A 16,540-nucleotide genomic window follows, 5' to 3' on the forward strand; every position below is an offset into this window, starting at 1 on the left:
ACACGTGTTCGATTTAAGGGTGTATTATGAAGGGGTGTCCGAGACCTTCCTTCCCGAGTTGCCGCAGGAGCTGTGGCGCGCCGGCAAGCTGGAGCTTGCCCATGGCGTGCAGCACGCTTTGCAGGTGATCCGGATCGCGACCGCCTGTCTGGGGCAGTTTCTGGCGGAGATCGAGTCTCGGGGCGCCAAAGACTTGTACGGGCATGGCAGTACGGCGAGCTGGCTCGCCGAGATCGCGGGGCTGTCACGCGGTGAGGCGGGTCCGATCGTGAAGCGGGCGATCGCCCTGAACCCCACCCGCGCTCTGGATGGCACCGAAGTTCCGTCGGTCGCGCCCGCCACCGCCGCGGTCGCCGCTCAGGGGTTGGTCGGGGATGAGCGGATCGATCAGATCCTGGAGATCCTGAAAAACCTCCCCGCCGACATTTCGGCTGAGGATCGGGCCGATGCGGAGCAGATCCTCGCCAACCTTGCCCCGACTGCCGGTCCCCGCCAGCTCGCCAAGGCTGAGGCGAACCTGCAGGGCTTGCTGAATCCCGACGGCAAGGAACCCAAAGATCCTGAGCCGAAGGAGCCACGCCGCGAGATCACCCTGGAGCGCCGCAAGGACGGCTTCTGGAAGCTCACCGGTCTGCTCGATGACGAGACCGGGGCCCGGACCGCGGCCGCGTTGGAAGCGCACGCGCAGCCACGGCCGGTGGACGAGTTCGGCCAGGCGGATCTGCGGATGAAGTGCGAACGCATGGGAGACGCCTGGGCCGAACTCCTCGATCTCGCGATCGCCTGCCCGGACCAGCCCGGCACCAGCGGCTACCGGACCCTCGTCCACGTCACCGTCGGACTTGAGGAACTCAAATCGGGTCTCGGGACCGCCTGTCTCGACTTTGCGGGGACGATGACCGCACGGGAAGCCCGGCTCGCGGCCTGTGATTGCCTGATGGTGCCGGTGGTCATGGGTTCCTCGGGTGAGCCGTTGGATATGGGGCGGCTGAGACGGTTCGTCACTCCAGGGCAGAGACGCGCGTTGAACATCCGCGACGGCGGTTGCGCCTTCCCCGGGTGTCATCGGAAGCCCAAGAATTGCCACGCCAATCACATTCATCACTGGGCGGACGGCGGGCCGACGGATCTTCGGAATCTCGTGTTGCTCTGCGGTTTCCATCATCGGTTGATTCACCACGGTGACTGGGAAGTACGGATGACCGCTGATGGTTTACCGGAATTCATCCCACCCCAATACCGGGATCCGCTCCGAAAACCTCGGCGCAACACCCTGCATTACGTCTGAACCCCGAAGGGCCCGTCGGCCACGCCGGCGACGGGCCCTTCGTCATGCCCGCCGGGCTCCACCGATATCCGGTCGTTCACCAGCCCCGATCACGCACGACTGTGTGGATTTCGGGTCATCCAACGCACCAAAATCCACACAGTCCATCACCACCGAGTAGAGATCCTCAGGGCACGGCCTCGGCGACGAAGCCCTCCCCGCCAAAGGGTCTAAGCCGACTCCAGATAAGCCAAAGCCCACGCGCCCGAACATCCCAGCTCAGTCCATCGGACCAGAACCGGCCACTGGCGGCCCGTGCACACAGGATCCGATGATGGTCCGGCTCATCATCCGGATCGCCACCTCCCGATCCGCCCGGCGGATCTCCTCGTGACAAGGCTGAGCCGTCTCCACGAAATCGCGCTGGATCGCAACTGATCCTTCACGGCGTACAGCAGTTGGTTCTTGCCGAAAACCGGCGATAAATCGCGCCCACCGACATTCCCGCCTGCTCGGCGACCGCCACGAGAACATCCTGATCCGCGGCATGAGCCGCAAGAACATGGAGAAACGGGTCGACGACATCGCCGAGTTCACCGCGCTGGGCGACTACTTGCACCTGCCCTTGCGCACTGCTGCGCGAACTGTGCACCACCGCCCTCTGGATGGACGAAGGCCGGATCCGCGCCCGCGGCTCACTGGACGAGATTCTCGCCCGCTATCACGCGGTCCTTCGCGCGTAAGCGTCCAACTCCGCCCGTGAAAACGAAAGCTCCCCCGCATCCACGGCCCCGCAATCCAACCCCCGCAACAAGAAGCTCGCCAGAGCCTGCGCGGTCGCCGGTTCGTCCAACACTCCACGCCCGGTCTGGTCCGCATAATCCCGCAGCCGGCCCAGCGCAGCCGGGAAACCTTCGCGGAAGAACGCGTACGTGGCGGCGAACCTGGTCGGCAGCTGATGCGGATGCAGGTCCCAGCCCTGATAGAAACCCCGCTCCAGCGAGCGCCGCACCAAGCGCAGATGTTCGCGCCAGGCCGGGAGGATCGCGTCACCGACGGGCAGCTTGTTCGTCGAGCCGTCCGAAAGCCGGACGCCGGTGCCCGCGGCCGAAACCTGCATGAGCTGCTTGGCGAAATCGGCGGCCGGGTGTTCCATGCTCTGGTACTCGGCGCTGATCCCGAGCCCGGCGCTGTAGTCGTAGGTGCCGTAGTGCAGGCCGGAACAGCGGCCGCGCGCGGCTTCGATGATCCGTGGGACCGCCACCGTTCCATCGATGTCCACAATGGACTGCGCGGTCTCGATCTGGACCTCGAACCGCAAGACTCCCTCTGCCAGGCCGTACGCGGATTCGAGACGCTCCATCACGTCTGCCGCCACCTCGACCTGTTCGACGGCGGTCACCTTCGGCAGCGTGACGACGAAACCGTCCGGCAGCGGTCCGCTTTCCAGCAATCCGGCCAGGAAGAGATCGAGCGTGCGGATACCACGGCGGCGGGTCGCGGCTTCGAAGCTCTTGAACCGGATGCCGACGAACGGCGTGCCGCCCGTGACGGCGAGGGTCCGCCCCGCGGCGAGCGCGATGGCGTCCTCTTCCTCGTCGCCGGGCCTGCCGAGGCCGTCCTCGAAGTCGATCCGCAGGTCTTCGATCGGCTCGGTCAGCAGTTTGGTCCGGACCCGGTCGGCGATGTCCGCGTCCAGACCCAGCTGGTCCGCGTGTTCACCGAAGACCCGCAGGGCCCGCTTGCCCCAATCCGCCACGAGCCGCGTCTTGTACTGCGACGCGGGCACGTACACGGTGTGCACGGGCTGGCGGCCGGGCGGCTCGCCGGGGTACTTGGCCGTGACGCGCGCGTCCGCCTCGGCGAGGCGCGCGTCAGCGGCGGTGTAGACGTCCTCGGTGAGCCGCCCGTTCCCCATTTGTCTACTTGATCCGTTCGTAGGCGGGCAGGGTCAGGAAGTCCGGGAACTCGTCGGCGAGCGCGACCTGCTCGAACAGCTCGACGGCGGGCTCCAGCAGTTCCGGTTTGATCTCGGCCGCGAGTTCGCCGCGGACCTCGGCCAGCACGCCGCGCACCAGTTCGGCGGTGACCTTGTCGCCGGTGTCGAGCTGCGTGCCGTTGCGCACCCACTGCCACACCTGCGAACGCGAGATCTCCGCGGTGGCCGCGTCCTCCATCAGGTTGTGGATGGCCGCCGCGCCGTTCCCGCTCAGCCAGGAGGCGATGTAGCGGATGCCGACGTCGACGGCGGCACGCAGACCGGCCGCCGTGGCGCCACCCGGCGTCGAAGCCGCGTCGAGCAGCTGGTCTGCGGTGACGGCCACCTCGTCGCGGGTGCGGTCGAGCTGGTTCGGCTTGTCGCCGAGGACCTTGTCGAACTCCTCGCGGCAGATGTCCACCATGCCGGGGTGCGCGACCCAGGAACCGTCGAAGCCGTCTCCCGCCTCGCGGCTCTTGTCAGCGCGGACCTTGTCGAGCGCCGCGGCGGTGACTTCCGGGTCCTTGCGGTTCGGGATGAACGCGGCCATCCCGCCGATCGCGAACGCTCCGCGCTTGTGGCAGGTACGCACCAGCAGTTCGGTATACGCGCGCATGAACGGCGCGGTCATGGTGACCGAGTTGCGGTCCGGCAGGACGAACTTCTCGCCCGCGTCACGGAAGTACTTGATGACGCTGAACAGGTAGTCCCAGCGGCCGGCGTTGAGGCCGGAGGCGTGCTCGCGCAGTTCGTAGAGGATCTCCTCCATCTCGAACGCGGCCGGGATGGTCTCGATCAGCACGGTCGCGCGGACGGTGCCGTGCTCGATGCCGAGCGTCTTCTCCGCGTGGGTGAAGACGTCGTTCCAGAGCCGCGCTTCGAGGTGGCTCTCCATCTTCGGCAGGTAGAAGTACGGGCCCTTGCCGCGGTTGAGCAGTTCCTGCGCGTTGTGGAAGAAGTGCAGGCCGAAGTCGACCAGCGCGCCGACGGCCTGGCGTCCGCCGAAGGAAAGGCCGCGCTCGTCGAGGTGCCAGCCGCGCGGACGGACGACGATGGTCGCGTGCTCGACGTCGTCCTTCAGCGCGTAGCTCTTGCCGCCGCTCTCCAGCGTGATGGTCTCGCGGACCGCGTCGTACAGGTTGACCTGGCCGGAGACGACGTTCGCCCAGTGCGGCGTGTTGGCGTCTTCGAGGTCGGCGAGCCAGACCTTGGCGCCGGAGTTCAGCGCGTTGATGGTCATCTTGCGGTCGGTCGGACCGGTGATCTCGACGCGGCGGTCGCGCAGGGCGGGCGGGGCCTCGGCCACCTTCCAGTCGCCCTCGCGGATCTCCTTGGTCTCGGGCAGGAAGTCCAGTTTGCCGGTGGTCCTGGCCTCCTCGCGGCGCTTGCTCCTGGCCTGCAGCAGCTCGTCGCGGCGGGCGGCGAAGGCCTCGTGCAGGCCGGCGAGGAAGGCGAGCGCCTCCGGCGTGAGGATTTCGTCCCCGCGCTCGACCGGATCGCCGAGCACCTGAGCTTCAGACATGAGTAACACCCCGAGTTCGGATAAATAACGTCCCTACGGTTTTACATGACGGACTATAGTTTCTGCATAGCGGAACATCAACGCCGACGTAAGGAGTACCACGGTGGCAGCGGAGAAGAACGGGCGCGATGGCGGCGTCCAGTCACTTCAACGGGCCTTCGAGCTCCTCGAGCATCTCGCGGACACGGGCGGGGAGGCCAGTCTTTCGGAGCTGGCGACCCTGTCCGGGCTGCCGATGCCGACCATCCACCGGCTGATCAGGACCCTGGTGGATCTGGGCTACGTCCGGCAGAACACCAACCGCCGGTACGCCCTGGGCGCCCGGCTCATCCGGCTGGGTGAGAACGCCAGCATGCAGTTCGGCTCGTGGGCCCGTCCGCTGCTCGCGGAACTGGTCGACGAGGTGGGCGAGACCGCGAACCTCGCCGTCTTGGAGCGGGACGAGGTCGTGTACGTCGCCCAGGTGCCGTCAAAGCACTCGATGCGGATGTTCACCGAGGTCGGGCGGCGGCTCCTGCCGCACGGCACCGGCGTGGGCAAGGCGATGCTCGCGCATCTGCCGTCCGAAGACGTCACGGCGCTGCTCGCCCGGACGGGGATGCCCTCCTACACCGAGCACACCTTCACCGACCAGGACGCGCTCCTGCTGGAGCTGGCGAAGATCGCCCAACAGGGTTACGCGCTCGACGAAGCGGAGCAGGAACTGGGCGTCCGTTGCGTGGCCGTCGCGGTCCCGGGCGCGCCGGTGCCGGCGGCGGTCTCGGTGTCCGGGCCTTCGGGGCGGCTCACGATGGAGGCCGTCGAGCGGATCGCGCCCGTCGTCCAGCGGATCGCGACCTCGCTCGGCTCGACCCTCTCGAAGGACGGCGTCACCGTTTGAGCCTGGTCTCCAAACCGTCGAGCATCCTGTCCAGCCCGTAGCGGAACTTCTCGTCGCGAAGCCGGACAGGATCGGCTTCGTCCTCTCCCCTGGCCAGCATTTCCCGCTGGTGCGGGTGTTCGCGCGCGGCCTCCTCGACGGCGGGACGCAGACGTTCCGCCCACTCGCGCTCACCCTGGCCACTCTTGGCGACAGTGGTGAGCCACGCGGCCTCCGTCGTCCCCATGCCGATGACGTAGGAGATGACCGCGCTGATCGCCTGGTTCGCCTCGTCGCCGGGGAAGCCCGCGCTCACGAAGACACCCAGCAGCCGCTCGTTGAGCCGCATGACGTTCGGCCCGAGGTACGACAGGCCGACCGAACCGAGCAGTGACGCCACCCACGGGTGCCGCAGGATCATCGCGCGGACACTTTCCGCCCCCACGACGGCCGCTTCACGCCACCGCGCCGGATCATCGCCGTCCGGCACGGTGATCTCGCCGTAGACCTCGTCGACGACCAGTTCGATCAGTTCGTCGCGGTTGGCCACGTGCCGGTACAGCGAGGTCGCGCCCGCGTTCAGCGCGGTGCCCAGCCTGCGCATGCTCAGCGCGTCGACACCTTCGACGTCCAGGAGCCGGACGGCCTCGGCCACGATCTGCGCCTGACTCAACGCGGGCTGATCCCGTTTCCGGCGAGGGCGGGTCCACACCGACTGGATCGGCTGTTCATCGACTGACATGCCACCCACTTTAGCGCACGAAGTACCCCCTTGCGTACGGCGTTTCGTTCTGCGTACAGTGTGCGCATCAGCCGAACAACGTACGCAACACTTCTGGGGGTTTCCCGATGAACGTGCCCGTCCGCGATCCACGCCGCTGGTGGATCCTGATCGTCCTTTGCTTGAGCACGCTCGTGCTGGTCGTCGACAACATGGTGCTGACCGTCGCCGTGCCGCCGCTGGCCGAAGACCTCGGCGCGAGCGCCCAGGACACGCAATGGATCCTGGACTCCTACATCCTGGTGTTCGCCGGTCTGCTGCTCACGTCGGGAAGCCTCGGCGACCGGTTCGGGCGCCGGAAGGTGATGATCATCGGCCTCCTCCTGTTCGGGGTGGCCTCACTCGTCGCGGCGTTCGCCACGAACCCGCTCGAACTGATCGCGTCCCGCGCGGTGATGGGTGTCGGCGGCGCGCTGATCATGCCGAGCACCCTGTCGATCCTGATCACCGTCTTCGACGACGAGGAGCGCCGCAAGGCGATGGCGGCGTGGAGCGCGGTCGCGATGATCGGCCTGATCGGCGGCCCGGTGCTGGGCGGCGTGCTGATCGCGTGGTTCTGGTGGGGCGCGGTGTTCCTGATCAACGTGCCGATCGTCGTCATCGCGGTGATCGCCGCGCTCACGCTGATGCCCGAATCCCAGGGCCCGTGGCAGAAGCCGGACCCGCTCGGCGCCGTCCTTTCCGCGGCGGGCATGGTCTCGCTGGTCTGGACGATCATCGAGCTGCCCAAGCACGGCCTCGCCGAAGCCGGAACCCTGATCCCGCTGGCGGTCGCGATCGTGTGCCTGACCGGCTTCGTGCTCTGGGAGCGGCACACGCCGTCGCCGATGGTCCCGCTGAAGCTGTTCCGCAAGCGCAACTTCAGCGGCGGCAGCCTGTCGCTCACGCTGGTGCAGATCGGCAACGGCGGTCTGCTGCTGCTCCTGACCCAGTACCTGCAGTTCGTGCTCGGCTACACCCCGACCGAGGCGGGTCTCGCGTTCATCCCGATGGCCGTCGCGTCGCTGCTGTTCAACACCCTCGGCGCCACGCTGGGCCAGAAGATCGGCAACCGGGCACTGACCACGGTCGGCATGATCGTGATGGCGGGCGGCTTCGGCCTGCTCGCGACGATGTCGGCGAACGAGGGCTTCCTGTTGCCCGCGGCCGCGCTGTTCCTGCTCGGCGCGGGCGGCGGGGTGGCGATGCCGTCGGCGATCGCGGCGCTGATGGGCGAGGTCCCGGAGGAGCAGGCCGGCGTCGGCTCCGCGCTCAACGACACCATCCAGCAGCTGGGCGCCGCGCTCGGCATCGCGATCCTGGGCAGCATCGTGTCGAGCCTGTTCACCTCGCACATGCCCGGCGACGCCCCGGCGCAAGCGCGGCTTTCGATCGGCGACGCCTTCGCGATCGGTAACGACGGTCTCATCGCCGCGGCCCGTGAGTCGTTCACTTCGGCGATGTCGACGACGTTCCTGGTGAGCGCGGTCGGCGTGCTGGCGGCGGCGGTGGTCGCGTTCCTGGTGATGCGCGACAAGAAGACCGCGCCGGTTTCCCCGGACGAGAACGTCCCTGTCACGGCCTGACGCGCGCTATGAAAGGTCCTTTCCTTGCAAATTTTGCAAGGAAAGGACCTTTCATAGCATCCGCTAGCTGCTGAGCAGGGCCTCGACGAACGCGCCCGGCTCGAACGGCGCCAGATCGTCCGGCCCCTCACCAAGGCCGACCAGCTTCACCGGCACCCCGAGTTCACGCTGCACCTGGAAGACGATGCCGCCCTTCGCGGTGCCGTCCAGTTTGGTCAGCACGATGCCGGTGACGTCGATGACCTCCGAGAACACGCGGGCCTGCATCAGCCCGTTCTGCCCGGTGGTGGCGTCGAGCACCAGCAGCACCTCGTCGACCTTGGCCTGCTTCTCGACGACTCGCTTGACCTTGCCCAGCTCGTCCATCAGGCCGGTCTTGGTGTGCAGGCGGCCGGCGGTGTCGACCAGGACCGCGTCCACACCCGCCTCGGTGCCGCGTTTGACGGCGTCGAAGGCGACCGCCGCCGGGTCCGCGCCTTCCTTGCCGCGTACGACCTCGGCGCCCACGCGCTCGGCCCAAGTCTGGAGCTGGTCCGCCGCGGCGGCGCGGAAGGTGTCGGCCGCGCCGAGCACCACGGTGCTCCCCTGCGCGACGAGCACGCGGGCGAGTTTGCCGGTCGTGGTGGTCTTGCCGGTGCCGTTGACCCCGGCGACCAGCACGACGGCGGGCTGCTTCTTCCCGTCGACGGTGTGCGGCAGCGCGCGGACGGCTCGCACCGCGTCGGTCGACAGGGCGGCGGTCAGCACCTCCTGCAAGACCGTGCGCGCCTCCTCCGAGGTCCGCACGGCGCGGCGCTTCAGCTCGTCACGAAGACGTTCGACGATCTCGGTGGTCGTCGCGGCACCCAGGTCCGCCGTGAGCAGCGTGTCCTCGACGTCCTGCCACGAGTCCTCGTCCAGGTCGCCGGCGCCCAGCAGGCCGAGCAGGCTCTGCCCGAACACCGAACGGGATTTGCCCAGCCTGCCGCGCAGCCGCTCCAGGCGTCCGGTGGCCGGCGCGATCTCTTCGGCGGGAGCGGGCTCGGGGGCCACTTCCTCGGCGGGTTCGGGAAGTTCGACGTCGCGCACCGTGCGCTGCGCGGAATCCCGGGGCACCGCCGCGTCGTCCCCGACGGCGGGCTGGCCGTCGGTCTCGGGACGGTCCTCGACCGGGTGCTCCGGCTCTTCGGTCTTCTCGCCACCAGGCGCGAGCGCGATCCCGCCTGTCGCGGTATAACCGCCGCCCTTCGGCTTCTCGACGACGTCGGCAGCCTTGGACTCGTCCAGGCTGATCCGGCGGCGGCGCGCGATGAGCAGCCCGGCCACCAGAACGGCGACCAGGACCACGACGGCAACGACAACGATCCAGAACCAGGGGGTACTCGACACGGCGCCATCCTCGCATCCGCACCCCGCCGCGCTCAGACGCCCCACGGGAAGGAAGCCGATCTTGTCAAGCACCCACTGGATAGGACTCATTTCGGACAAGAAGAAACGGTCTTGCTTGCGCGGTCTCTGGAACGAGGGCTAGACCACTTCGAATGACGGTTCTCTCCGGCACTGGGGTCCGGGTCATCGGGCTCATCTCCGGCACCTCGATCGACGGGATCGACGTGGCGGCCGCCGAACTGCGCGCCGACGGGGACACGGTGGTGCTCTCGCCGCTCGGCCAGCTCGAAGTCCCTTATCCCGAAACGCTCCGCGATGCCTTGCTCGCCGCCCTCCCGCCGAATCCCTGCGACGCCGAGCAGCTCACGAAACTCGACACCCTGGTGGGCCAGGCCTTCGCCGAGGCGGCCGCGCGCGGCGTCGAGGAACTGGCCGGCGGCGAAGCGGACGTCGTCGCCTCGCTGGGTCAGACGGTGTTCCACTGGGTCGAGGACGGTACCGCGCGCGGCACGTTGCAACTGGGGAATCCAGCGTGGATCGCCGAACGCACCGGACTGCCGGTGGTGGCCGATCTGCGCGTCCGGGACGTCGCCGCCGGCGGGCACGGCGCACCGCTCGCCAGCACGATGGACGCGTTGTGGCTCCGGGAAATGGCCGCGCTCGGCCCGGTCGCCGCGCTGAACATCGGCGGGATCGCGAACATCACCGTGGTCCCCGCCGACGGTGCTGTTCTGGCCTACGACACCGGCCCCGGCAACGCCTTGATGGACATCGCCGCGCACCGCGCCACCGGCCGTCGTGCCGACATCGACGGCGCGCTCGCCCTGCGCGGCACCGTCCGGCCCGACCTGCTGGCGAAGCTCCTGCTCGACCCGTATTACGCGGCGGCGCCACCGAAATCCACCGGCAAGGAGCTGTTCCACGGCGCGTACCTCGACGCGGCACTGGACGGGCTCCCGCCGGTCGGCGCGGAAGATCTCCTGGCGACGCTGACCGAACTGACCGCGGTGACGATCGCCGCGGAATGCCGTCGCCACGACATCGCCACGCTGATCGTCTCCGGCGGCGGCGCTGACAACCCTGCGCTGATGGCCGCGCTCACCAGGAACCTGCCCGGTACGGCGCTGAAGACCAGCGACGACCACGGGCTGCCGCGCGCGGGCAAAGAGGCATACCTGACCATTCTGCTCGGCTGGCTGACGTGGTCCGGCGTCCCGGGGAACCTCCCGTCGGCGACCGGCGCCCGCGGCCACCGGTTGCTCGGCAGCATCACCCCGGGCGCGGGCCCCCTGCGGCTCCCCGCCCCGCATACCTCAACCGTGACCCGGCTACGGGTAGCGGCGAAGACCGGCGAGCGATAGGAGATATGGATGCGCGCACTTGACCTCGCGATCATCGGGCTTTTCCTGGTCGGCATGCCCCTGCTGGGCGTCTGGATCGGCGGCAAACAGAAATCGGGCTCCGACTACTTCGTCGGTGAAGGCAAGATCTCCTGGTGGGTGGCCTGCCTTTCGGTGGTCTCCGCGGAGACGTCCACCCTCACCGTGCTCTCCGTGCCGACGGTGGCCTACATCGCCACCCCCGGCGACGGCGGGATGACCTACCTCGCACTGGCCATCGGCTACATCGCGGGCCGGATCGTGGTGTCGATGGTGCTGTTGCCGCGTTACGTGGCGGGCAACCTGGTCACCGCGTACGCCTTCCTCGGCAAGCGTTTCGGCAGCGGGCTGCAGGGCACCGCGTCGGTGACCTTCCTGCTCACCCGCACGCTGGCCGACGGCATCCGGCTGTTCGCCACCGCGATCCCGATCAAGGTGGTGATGGCGGCCTACGGCCTGAACGTCTCGTACTGGACCATCGTGGTCGGGCTCGGCATCGCGATGGTGCTCTACAGCTTCTTCGGCGGTGTCCGCGCGGTCGTCTGGGTCGACGCGATCCAGATGCTCTGGTACATCCTCGGCGCGGTCGTGGTGATCTGGGCGATCTCCAGCAGGCTGCCGGACGGCTGGTTCGGCAAGGCCGTGGACGCGAACAAGTTCCAGATCTTCGACTTCTCCTCGAACATGCTCACCGGGCAGTACGCGTTCTTCACCGCCCTGATCGGCGGCGCGGTGCTTTCGATGGCCTCGCACGGCTCCGACCAGCTGATCGTGCAGCGCCTGCAGTCCACCAACGATCTGCGTGCCGCGCGGAAGGCGTTGGTCGCCAGCGGTTTCGTGGTGTTCCTGCAGTTCGCGCTGTTCCTGTTCATCGGCGTGCTGCTGTGGGCGCTCTACAACGGACTCGCCCCGACGAAGCCGAAGCCGGAAGGCCTCGGGCTGGCCAACAAGGACGAACTGTTCGCGAACTTCATCGTGAACGACCTGCCGAGCGGTCTGTCCGGGTTCGTGATCGCCGGGATCCTCGCCGCCGCACTGAGTTCGTCGCTCGGCGCGCTGGCGTCGTCGACGGTGACCGACGTCTACGAACGGGTGATCGGCCGGGAACTCCCGGAAGCCGACCGGCTGCGGCACGGCCGGATCTGGACGATCGTCTGGGCGGGCGCGCTGATCCTGTGCGCGGGTTTCTTCGCCTCCTCCAACAAGACCTCGGCCGATCCGATCGTCGTGCAGGCGCTCGGCATCACCGGGTACACCTACGGCGCGCTGCTCGGCGCGTTCCTGCTGGGGCTGTTGTTCAAGCGGGCGAGGCAGGCGGACGCGATCGTCGCGTTCGTGTCGACGGTGATCGTGATGGCGTTCATCATCCTGGGCGTCAAGTTCAACAAACCGGACGGCAGCCTGATCGGCGTCGACTTCGGCAAGGCGTCGGGGAACACGGTGGCGCTGGCGTGGCCTTGGTACACGCTGTGCGGTGTGGTGATCACGCTCGTCGTGGGCGGGCTGCTTTCGCTGCGGCACGGGAGCGTGGACCCGCTGGCCGAACCGGACGTGAAGGAGCCGTCGCAAGTGTGACCTGAGTCACACTTCTGAACCGTCTCTCCCTTTCCTCCGTGTCGGCTTCGGGACCCGCCCGAAGACGGCGGGCGAGGAGAGGGAGAGACGATGAAACGAGCAACCGTGGCCATCGCCGTCGGCGCATTGCTGATCGGCGGCGGCACGACCGCGTACGCCGCGACGAGCACCGGCGTGCCGGACGCGATCAAAGTGCCGGAGGGGAACAAGCGCATCGCCACCTATCGAGGTGAAGGCGTCCAGATCTACGGCTGCACCAACGGGACGTGGACGCTGATCCAGCCCGCCGCGACCCTGAGCCACCGCGGGCGGACGATCGCGCTGCACAGCAAGGGTCCGGTATGGACGTCCACTGTGGACGGAAGCACGGTCGGGGCCGCGGCCGTTCCCGGCGCGTCCAACCCGAGACCGAACGCGGTGCCGGAACTGCTGCTGAAGGCGAACCTGAACAGCGGTGACGGGATCTTCGGCAAGGTCACCTACGTCCAGCGGCTCGACACCCGCGGTGGACTCGCTCCGGCGGGCACCTGCGCGAGTGGCACGCAGACGGCCGTCCGGTACTCGGCCGACTACGCCTTCTGGGTCGCGAAGTAACCGCTAGGCGGTGACCGGCTCCTCTTCGGAGGTCCGGAGCCGCTGCGAGATCACCTTGGTGATGCCGTCGCCCTGCATCGAAACGCCGTACAGGGCGTCGGCGATCTCCATGGTCGGCTTCTGGTGGGTGATGATGATCAGCTGCGAGGAATCCCGCAGCTGCTCCAGTAGCCCGATCAGCCGTCGCATGTTGGTGTCGTCGAGCGCGGCCTCGACCTCGTCCATGACGTAGAAGGGCGAAGGCCGGGCGCGGAAGATCGCCACCAGCATGCCGACGGCGACGAGCGACTTCTCGCCACCGGAAAGCAGCGAGAGCCGCTTGACCTTCTTGCCCGGCGGGCGCGCTTCGACGTCGACGCCGGTGGAGAGCAGGTCGTTGGGCTGCGTGAGCACCATGCGCCCCTCGCCACCCGGGAACAGCACGCCGAACACGGTCTCGAACTCGCGCGCGACATCCTCGTACGCCGACGCGAAGACCTCGAGGATCTTTTCGTCGACCTGTTTGATGACGGCTTCGAGGTCCTTGCGGGTGTCCTTGAGGTCTTCGAGCTGGGTCGAGAGGAACTTGTAGCGTTCCTCCAGCGCCGCGAATTCCTCCAGCGCCAGCGGGTTGACCTTGCCCAGCAGGCTCAGGTCCTTCTCCGCGCGCTTCGCCCGGCGGGCCTGGGTGTCGCGGTCGAACGGCATGGGCGGCGGCGGGGTGACGTCCTCGCCGCGTTCCTTGGCGGCCTCGTACTCGGCCATCTCCCCCGCGCTCGGCGGCACGGGGACGTCCGGACCGTACTCGGAGACGAGGTCCTCGAGGCCGATGCCGAAGTCTTCGGCGATCTTGGTTTCGAGCTGTTCGAGGCGCAGCCGCTGCTCGGCACGCAGCACCTCGTCACGGTGGACGGCGTCGGTGAGCTTCTCCAGTTCGCCGGTCAGCTCACGGACCTTGCTGCGGACCTGGGTCAACGCGGTCTCCCGCGACTGCCGCTGCGCCTGCGCCTCGTCCCGCTCGTGGGCGGCGCGCTGCACGGAGACCTCGATGCGCTCCAACGCGATCTCGCCGCCGTTGACCACCGCGTTGGCGATCTCGGCGCCGCGTTTCCGCGCGGCCCTGGACTTTTCGGCCCGTTCGCGGGCCTGCCGCTCGGCGTGCGCGGCCCGGCGGAGCGATTCGGCCTTGCCCTGGATGCTCCGCGCGCGCTCCTCGGCGGTGCGCAGCGCGAGCCGGGACTCCATCTCCTCCTGGCGGACCGTGCCGAGGTCTTCGGCGGCCTGGTCGCGCTCGGCGGTGTCCGGATCCTCGTCGACTTCCTGTTCGGCGACGGCGGCCAGCCGCTCTTCCAGTTCGGCGAGCTGCCGCAGCGCCTCTTCGCGGCTCTGCTCGACCTTGGCACGCTGGTTGCTCAGCCGGTCCATCTCGGCCTGCGCGGCACGCGCGGCCTGCTGCATCCGGTTCAGCCGCTCGGAGGAGCGGGCCTTGCGGACCTTCGCGTCGCCGAGCGCTTCCTTGGCCCTGCCGACCTCTTCGCGCCGGGCGGCCTGCCCGGCGCGGGCGCCTTCGAGCTCCGCGGCGGTGCGTTCCAGCGCGCGCTCGGCGGCGTTCAGCCGGTCGCCCGCCTCGTCGACGGCGGCCTGCACCTCGATGACGCTTTCGCTGCGAGCCGAACCACCGACCGCCCAGCGCGCGCCGAAGACATCGCCCTCGGGCGTGACCGTGCTGACCTCGGGGTACACCTCGACGAGTCGGCGCGCGGTCTCCAGACCGTCCACAATGGCCACCCGGTCGAGCGCGTGCTCGACGGCGGAACGCAACGCGGGCGGCGCCGTGACCACTTCACGCGCCCAGCGCGCGCCCTCGGGCAGCGACGGCCAGCCACTGGTGTCCACAGTGGATTCCAGCCCGCCGAGCAGAATGCCCGCGCGACCGGAATCGTTGTCCTTCAAGAACTTCAGCGCGGCGAGCGCGTCGGCGCCGCCGTTGACCGCGACCGCGTCGGCGACCGGGCCGAGCGCCGCGGCCAGCGCGACCTCGTGTCCGGCTTCGACGGTGAGCAGCGCGGCGACCGAGCCGAGCAGGCCCGGCAGTTCGTGCTGTGCGCCGAGCAGCGCGCCGGCGCCGTCCTTGCGCCGCAAGCCCATCGACAGCGCCTCGACGCGTGCCTTCTCCGACGCGATCTCGCGTTCGGCGGCACGCTCGGCCTTGACCAGCTCTTCGACGCGGGCCTTGGCGGCGTTGTTGGCCTCCACCGCGCGATCGTGGTGGGCCTGCAGGCCGAGGTCGTCGGACTCCTCGACACCGCCTTCGGCCTTGGCCTCTTCGAGTTCCTCGACGGCGATCTCCGCGCGCTCGGCGGCCTCTTCGAGCGACACGGTGAGCCGGTCGATCTCGTCGGAGGTCGCGCCGTTCTTGCTGCGCAGCGCCTCGACCTGCCCGGTGAGCTTCGCGAGCCCTTCCCGGCGGTCGGCGATCGCGCGGACGGCGGCCATATGCGCGCGCTCGGCGGCCTGGACGAGGTGTTCGAGCTGCTCGCGCCGCTGGACGGTCTCCGAAAGCACCAGGCGCGCCTCGGCGACGGCCTCGTTGAGCTCCTGCTCCCGCTCCGCGACCTGCTCGGCCTCGGCGAGCAGCTCGTCGGGGTCGCGGCCGGTGCTCGCCTGCTGCACGTCGGACGACAGATGCCGCTGACGCTCCAGCGCGAGCCGCACGGTTCCGCGCAGCCGCTCCGTCAAGGCGGAAAGCTTGTACCAGGTCTCCTGGGCGGCGGCCAGCTTCGGCGCGTCCTCGGCGAGCGACGCTTCGAGCTCGGCCTCCTCCGCGGCGACGATCTCCAGCGCCTGCTCGACCTCGGCGCGACGCTGGCGGGCGACGCGTTCGTCGGCCTCTTCCTTGGCGATACCCTCGCGCTGGGTGACGAGGTCGTGGGCGAACAGCCTCAGCCGGGCGTCACGCAGTTCGGACTGCACCCACTGCGCCTTGCGGGCGATCTCGGCCTGCTTGCCCAGCGGTTTGAGCTGACGGCGCAGCTCGGTGGTGAGGTCGCCGAGGCGGTCGAGGTTGCCCTGCATGTTCGCGAGCTTGCGCAGGGTCTGCTCCTTGCGCTTGCGGTGCTTGAGGACACCGGCGGCCTCTTCGATGAAGGCGCGGCGTTCCTCGGGCTTGGATTCGAGGATCGCCGAAAGCTGACCCTGCCCGACGATGACGTGCATCTCGCGGCCGATACCGGAGTCCGACAGCAGTTCCTGCACGTCCATCAGACGGCAGCGGTCGCCGTTGATCTCGTATTCGCTCGCGCCGTCACGGAACATCCGGCGGGTGATGGAGACCTCGGAGTACTCGATCGGCAGCGCGCCGTCGGCGTTGTCGATCGTCAGGGTGACCTCGGCGCGCCCGAGCGGGGCACGGCCGGCGGTCCCGGCGAAGATGACGTCCTCCATCTTGCCGCCGCGAAGGTCCTTCGCGCCCTGGGTGCCCATGACCCAGCGAAGCGCGTCGAGGACGTTCGACTTGCCGGACCCGTTCGGTCCGACGACGCAGGTGATGCCCGGCTCGAAACGCAACGTCGTCGCCGAGGCGAAGGACTTGAAGCCCTTGAGCGTCAGGCTCTTCAGGTGCACGTCGTGCTGACCCCTCTGGCTGCGGGAACCGGTCGTTCAATCGGCCCAG

11 protein-coding genes and 1 pseudogene are annotated in these 16,540 nt (G+C 68.7%); 7 read left to right on the forward strand and 5 right to left on the reverse strand.

Annotated elements, in window-relative coordinates; translation table 11 throughout:
* The first annotated feature begins 34 nt into the window (after positions 1-34).
* Both AMK34_RS40600 and AMK34_RS43680 read left to right on the forward strand, forming a co-directional pair.
* On the forward strand, positions 35-1,288 hold the full coding sequence (locus AMK34_RS40600) for an HNH endonuclease signature motif containing protein (RefSeq protein ID WP_073849084.1): 1,254 nt from the start codon (positions 35-37) through the stop codon (positions 1,286-1,288).
* Between the two features lie 502 nt (positions 1,289-1,790).
* Positions 1,791-2,010 (forward strand): annotated as a pseudogene (locus AMK34_RS43680) (ABC transporter ATP-binding protein); the annotation flags it as partial.
* On the opposite strand, the gene AMK34_RS40605 reads toward AMK34_RS43680, so the two are convergent.
* A complete protein-coding gene (locus AMK34_RS40605; protein WP_073849085.1) occupies positions 1,989-3,185 on the reverse strand; it encodes a DUF6986 family protein in 1,197 nt (398 codons plus the stop codon). The pseudogene AMK34_RS43680 and the gene AMK34_RS40605 sit on opposite strands and share 22 nt — an antisense overlap.
* Positions 3,186-3,189: 4 nt before the next feature.
* Entirely contained in the window at positions 3,190-4,767 is a 1,578-nt protein-coding gene (gene aceB / locus AMK34_RS40610) for a malate synthase A (RefSeq protein ID WP_073849086.1), read from the reverse strand.
* Positions 4,768-4,870: 103 nt separating this feature from the next.
* Between aceB and AMK34_RS40615 the strand changes: the two genes are divergently transcribed.
* On the forward strand, positions 4,871-5,647 hold the full coding sequence (locus tag AMK34_RS40615; RefSeq protein WP_038509785.1) for an IclR family transcriptional regulator: 777 nt from the start codon (positions 4,871-4,873) through the stop codon (positions 5,645-5,647).
* Here the strand turns inward: AMK34_RS40615 and AMK34_RS40620 are convergent.
* Positions 5,637-6,368 carry a TetR/AcrR family transcriptional regulator gene (locus tag AMK34_RS40620; protein ID WP_038522715.1) on the reverse strand — a complete coding sequence of 244 codons (732 nt, stop codon included), beginning with the start codon at positions 6,366-6,368 and terminating at the stop codon, positions 5,637-5,639. The genes AMK34_RS40615 and AMK34_RS40620 overlap by 11 nt on opposite strands.
* A 107-nt stretch (positions 6,369-6,475) precedes the next feature.
* Between AMK34_RS40620 and AMK34_RS40625 the strand changes: the two genes are divergently transcribed.
* Entirely contained in the window at positions 6,476-7,972 is a 1,497-nt protein-coding gene (locus AMK34_RS40625) for an MFS transporter (protein ID WP_073849087.1), read from the forward strand.
* 63 nt (positions 7,973-8,035) lie between these two features.
* Here AMK34_RS40625 and ftsY read toward each other — a convergent pair whose 3' ends face one another.
* Positions 8,036-9,340, reverse strand: coding sequence for a signal recognition particle-docking protein FtsY (ftsY, locus tag AMK34_RS40630; protein WP_073849088.1), 1,305 nt, complete (start codon positions 9,338-9,340; stop codon positions 8,036-8,038).
* Positions 9,341-9,492: 152 nt separating this feature from the next.
* Here ftsY and AMK34_RS40635 point away from each other — a divergent pair, with 152 nt between their 5' ends.
* The 3 genes from AMK34_RS40635 to AMK34_RS40645 all read left to right on the forward strand — a co-directional run bounded on the left by AMK34_RS40635 (position 9,493) and on the right by AMK34_RS40645 (position 12,888).
* Positions 9,493-10,701 (forward strand): anhydro-N-acetylmuramic acid kinase, encoded by a 1,209-nt coding sequence (locus tag AMK34_RS40635; protein ID WP_073849089.1) that lies wholly within the window; start codon positions 9,493-9,495, stop codon positions 10,699-10,701.
* Positions 10,702-10,710: 9 nt separating this feature from the next.
* Positions 10,711-12,294 (forward strand): sodium:solute symporter, encoded by a 1,584-nt coding sequence (locus tag AMK34_RS40640; protein WP_073849090.1) that lies wholly within the window; start codon positions 10,711-10,713, stop codon positions 12,292-12,294.
* A 90-nt stretch (positions 12,295-12,384) separates the two neighbouring features.
* Entirely contained in the window at positions 12,385-12,888 is a 504-nt protein-coding gene (locus tag AMK34_RS40645) for a DUF3455 domain-containing protein (protein ID WP_073849091.1), read from the forward strand.
* A 3-nt stretch (positions 12,889-12,891) separates the two neighbouring features.
* On the opposite strand, the gene smc is transcribed toward AMK34_RS40645, so the two are convergent.
* Entirely contained in the window at positions 12,892-16,491 is a 3,600-nt protein-coding gene (gene smc, locus AMK34_RS40650) for a chromosome segregation protein SMC (RefSeq protein WP_073849092.1), read from the reverse strand.
* Between the last annotated feature and the right edge of the window lie 49 nt (positions 16,492-16,540).

The sequence above is a fragment of the Amycolatopsis sp. CB00013 genome (assembly GCF_001905755.1).
In the GTDB taxonomy this organism is placed as follows: Bacteria; Actinomycetota; Actinomycetes; order Mycobacteriales; family Pseudonocardiaceae; genus Amycolatopsis; species Amycolatopsis japonica.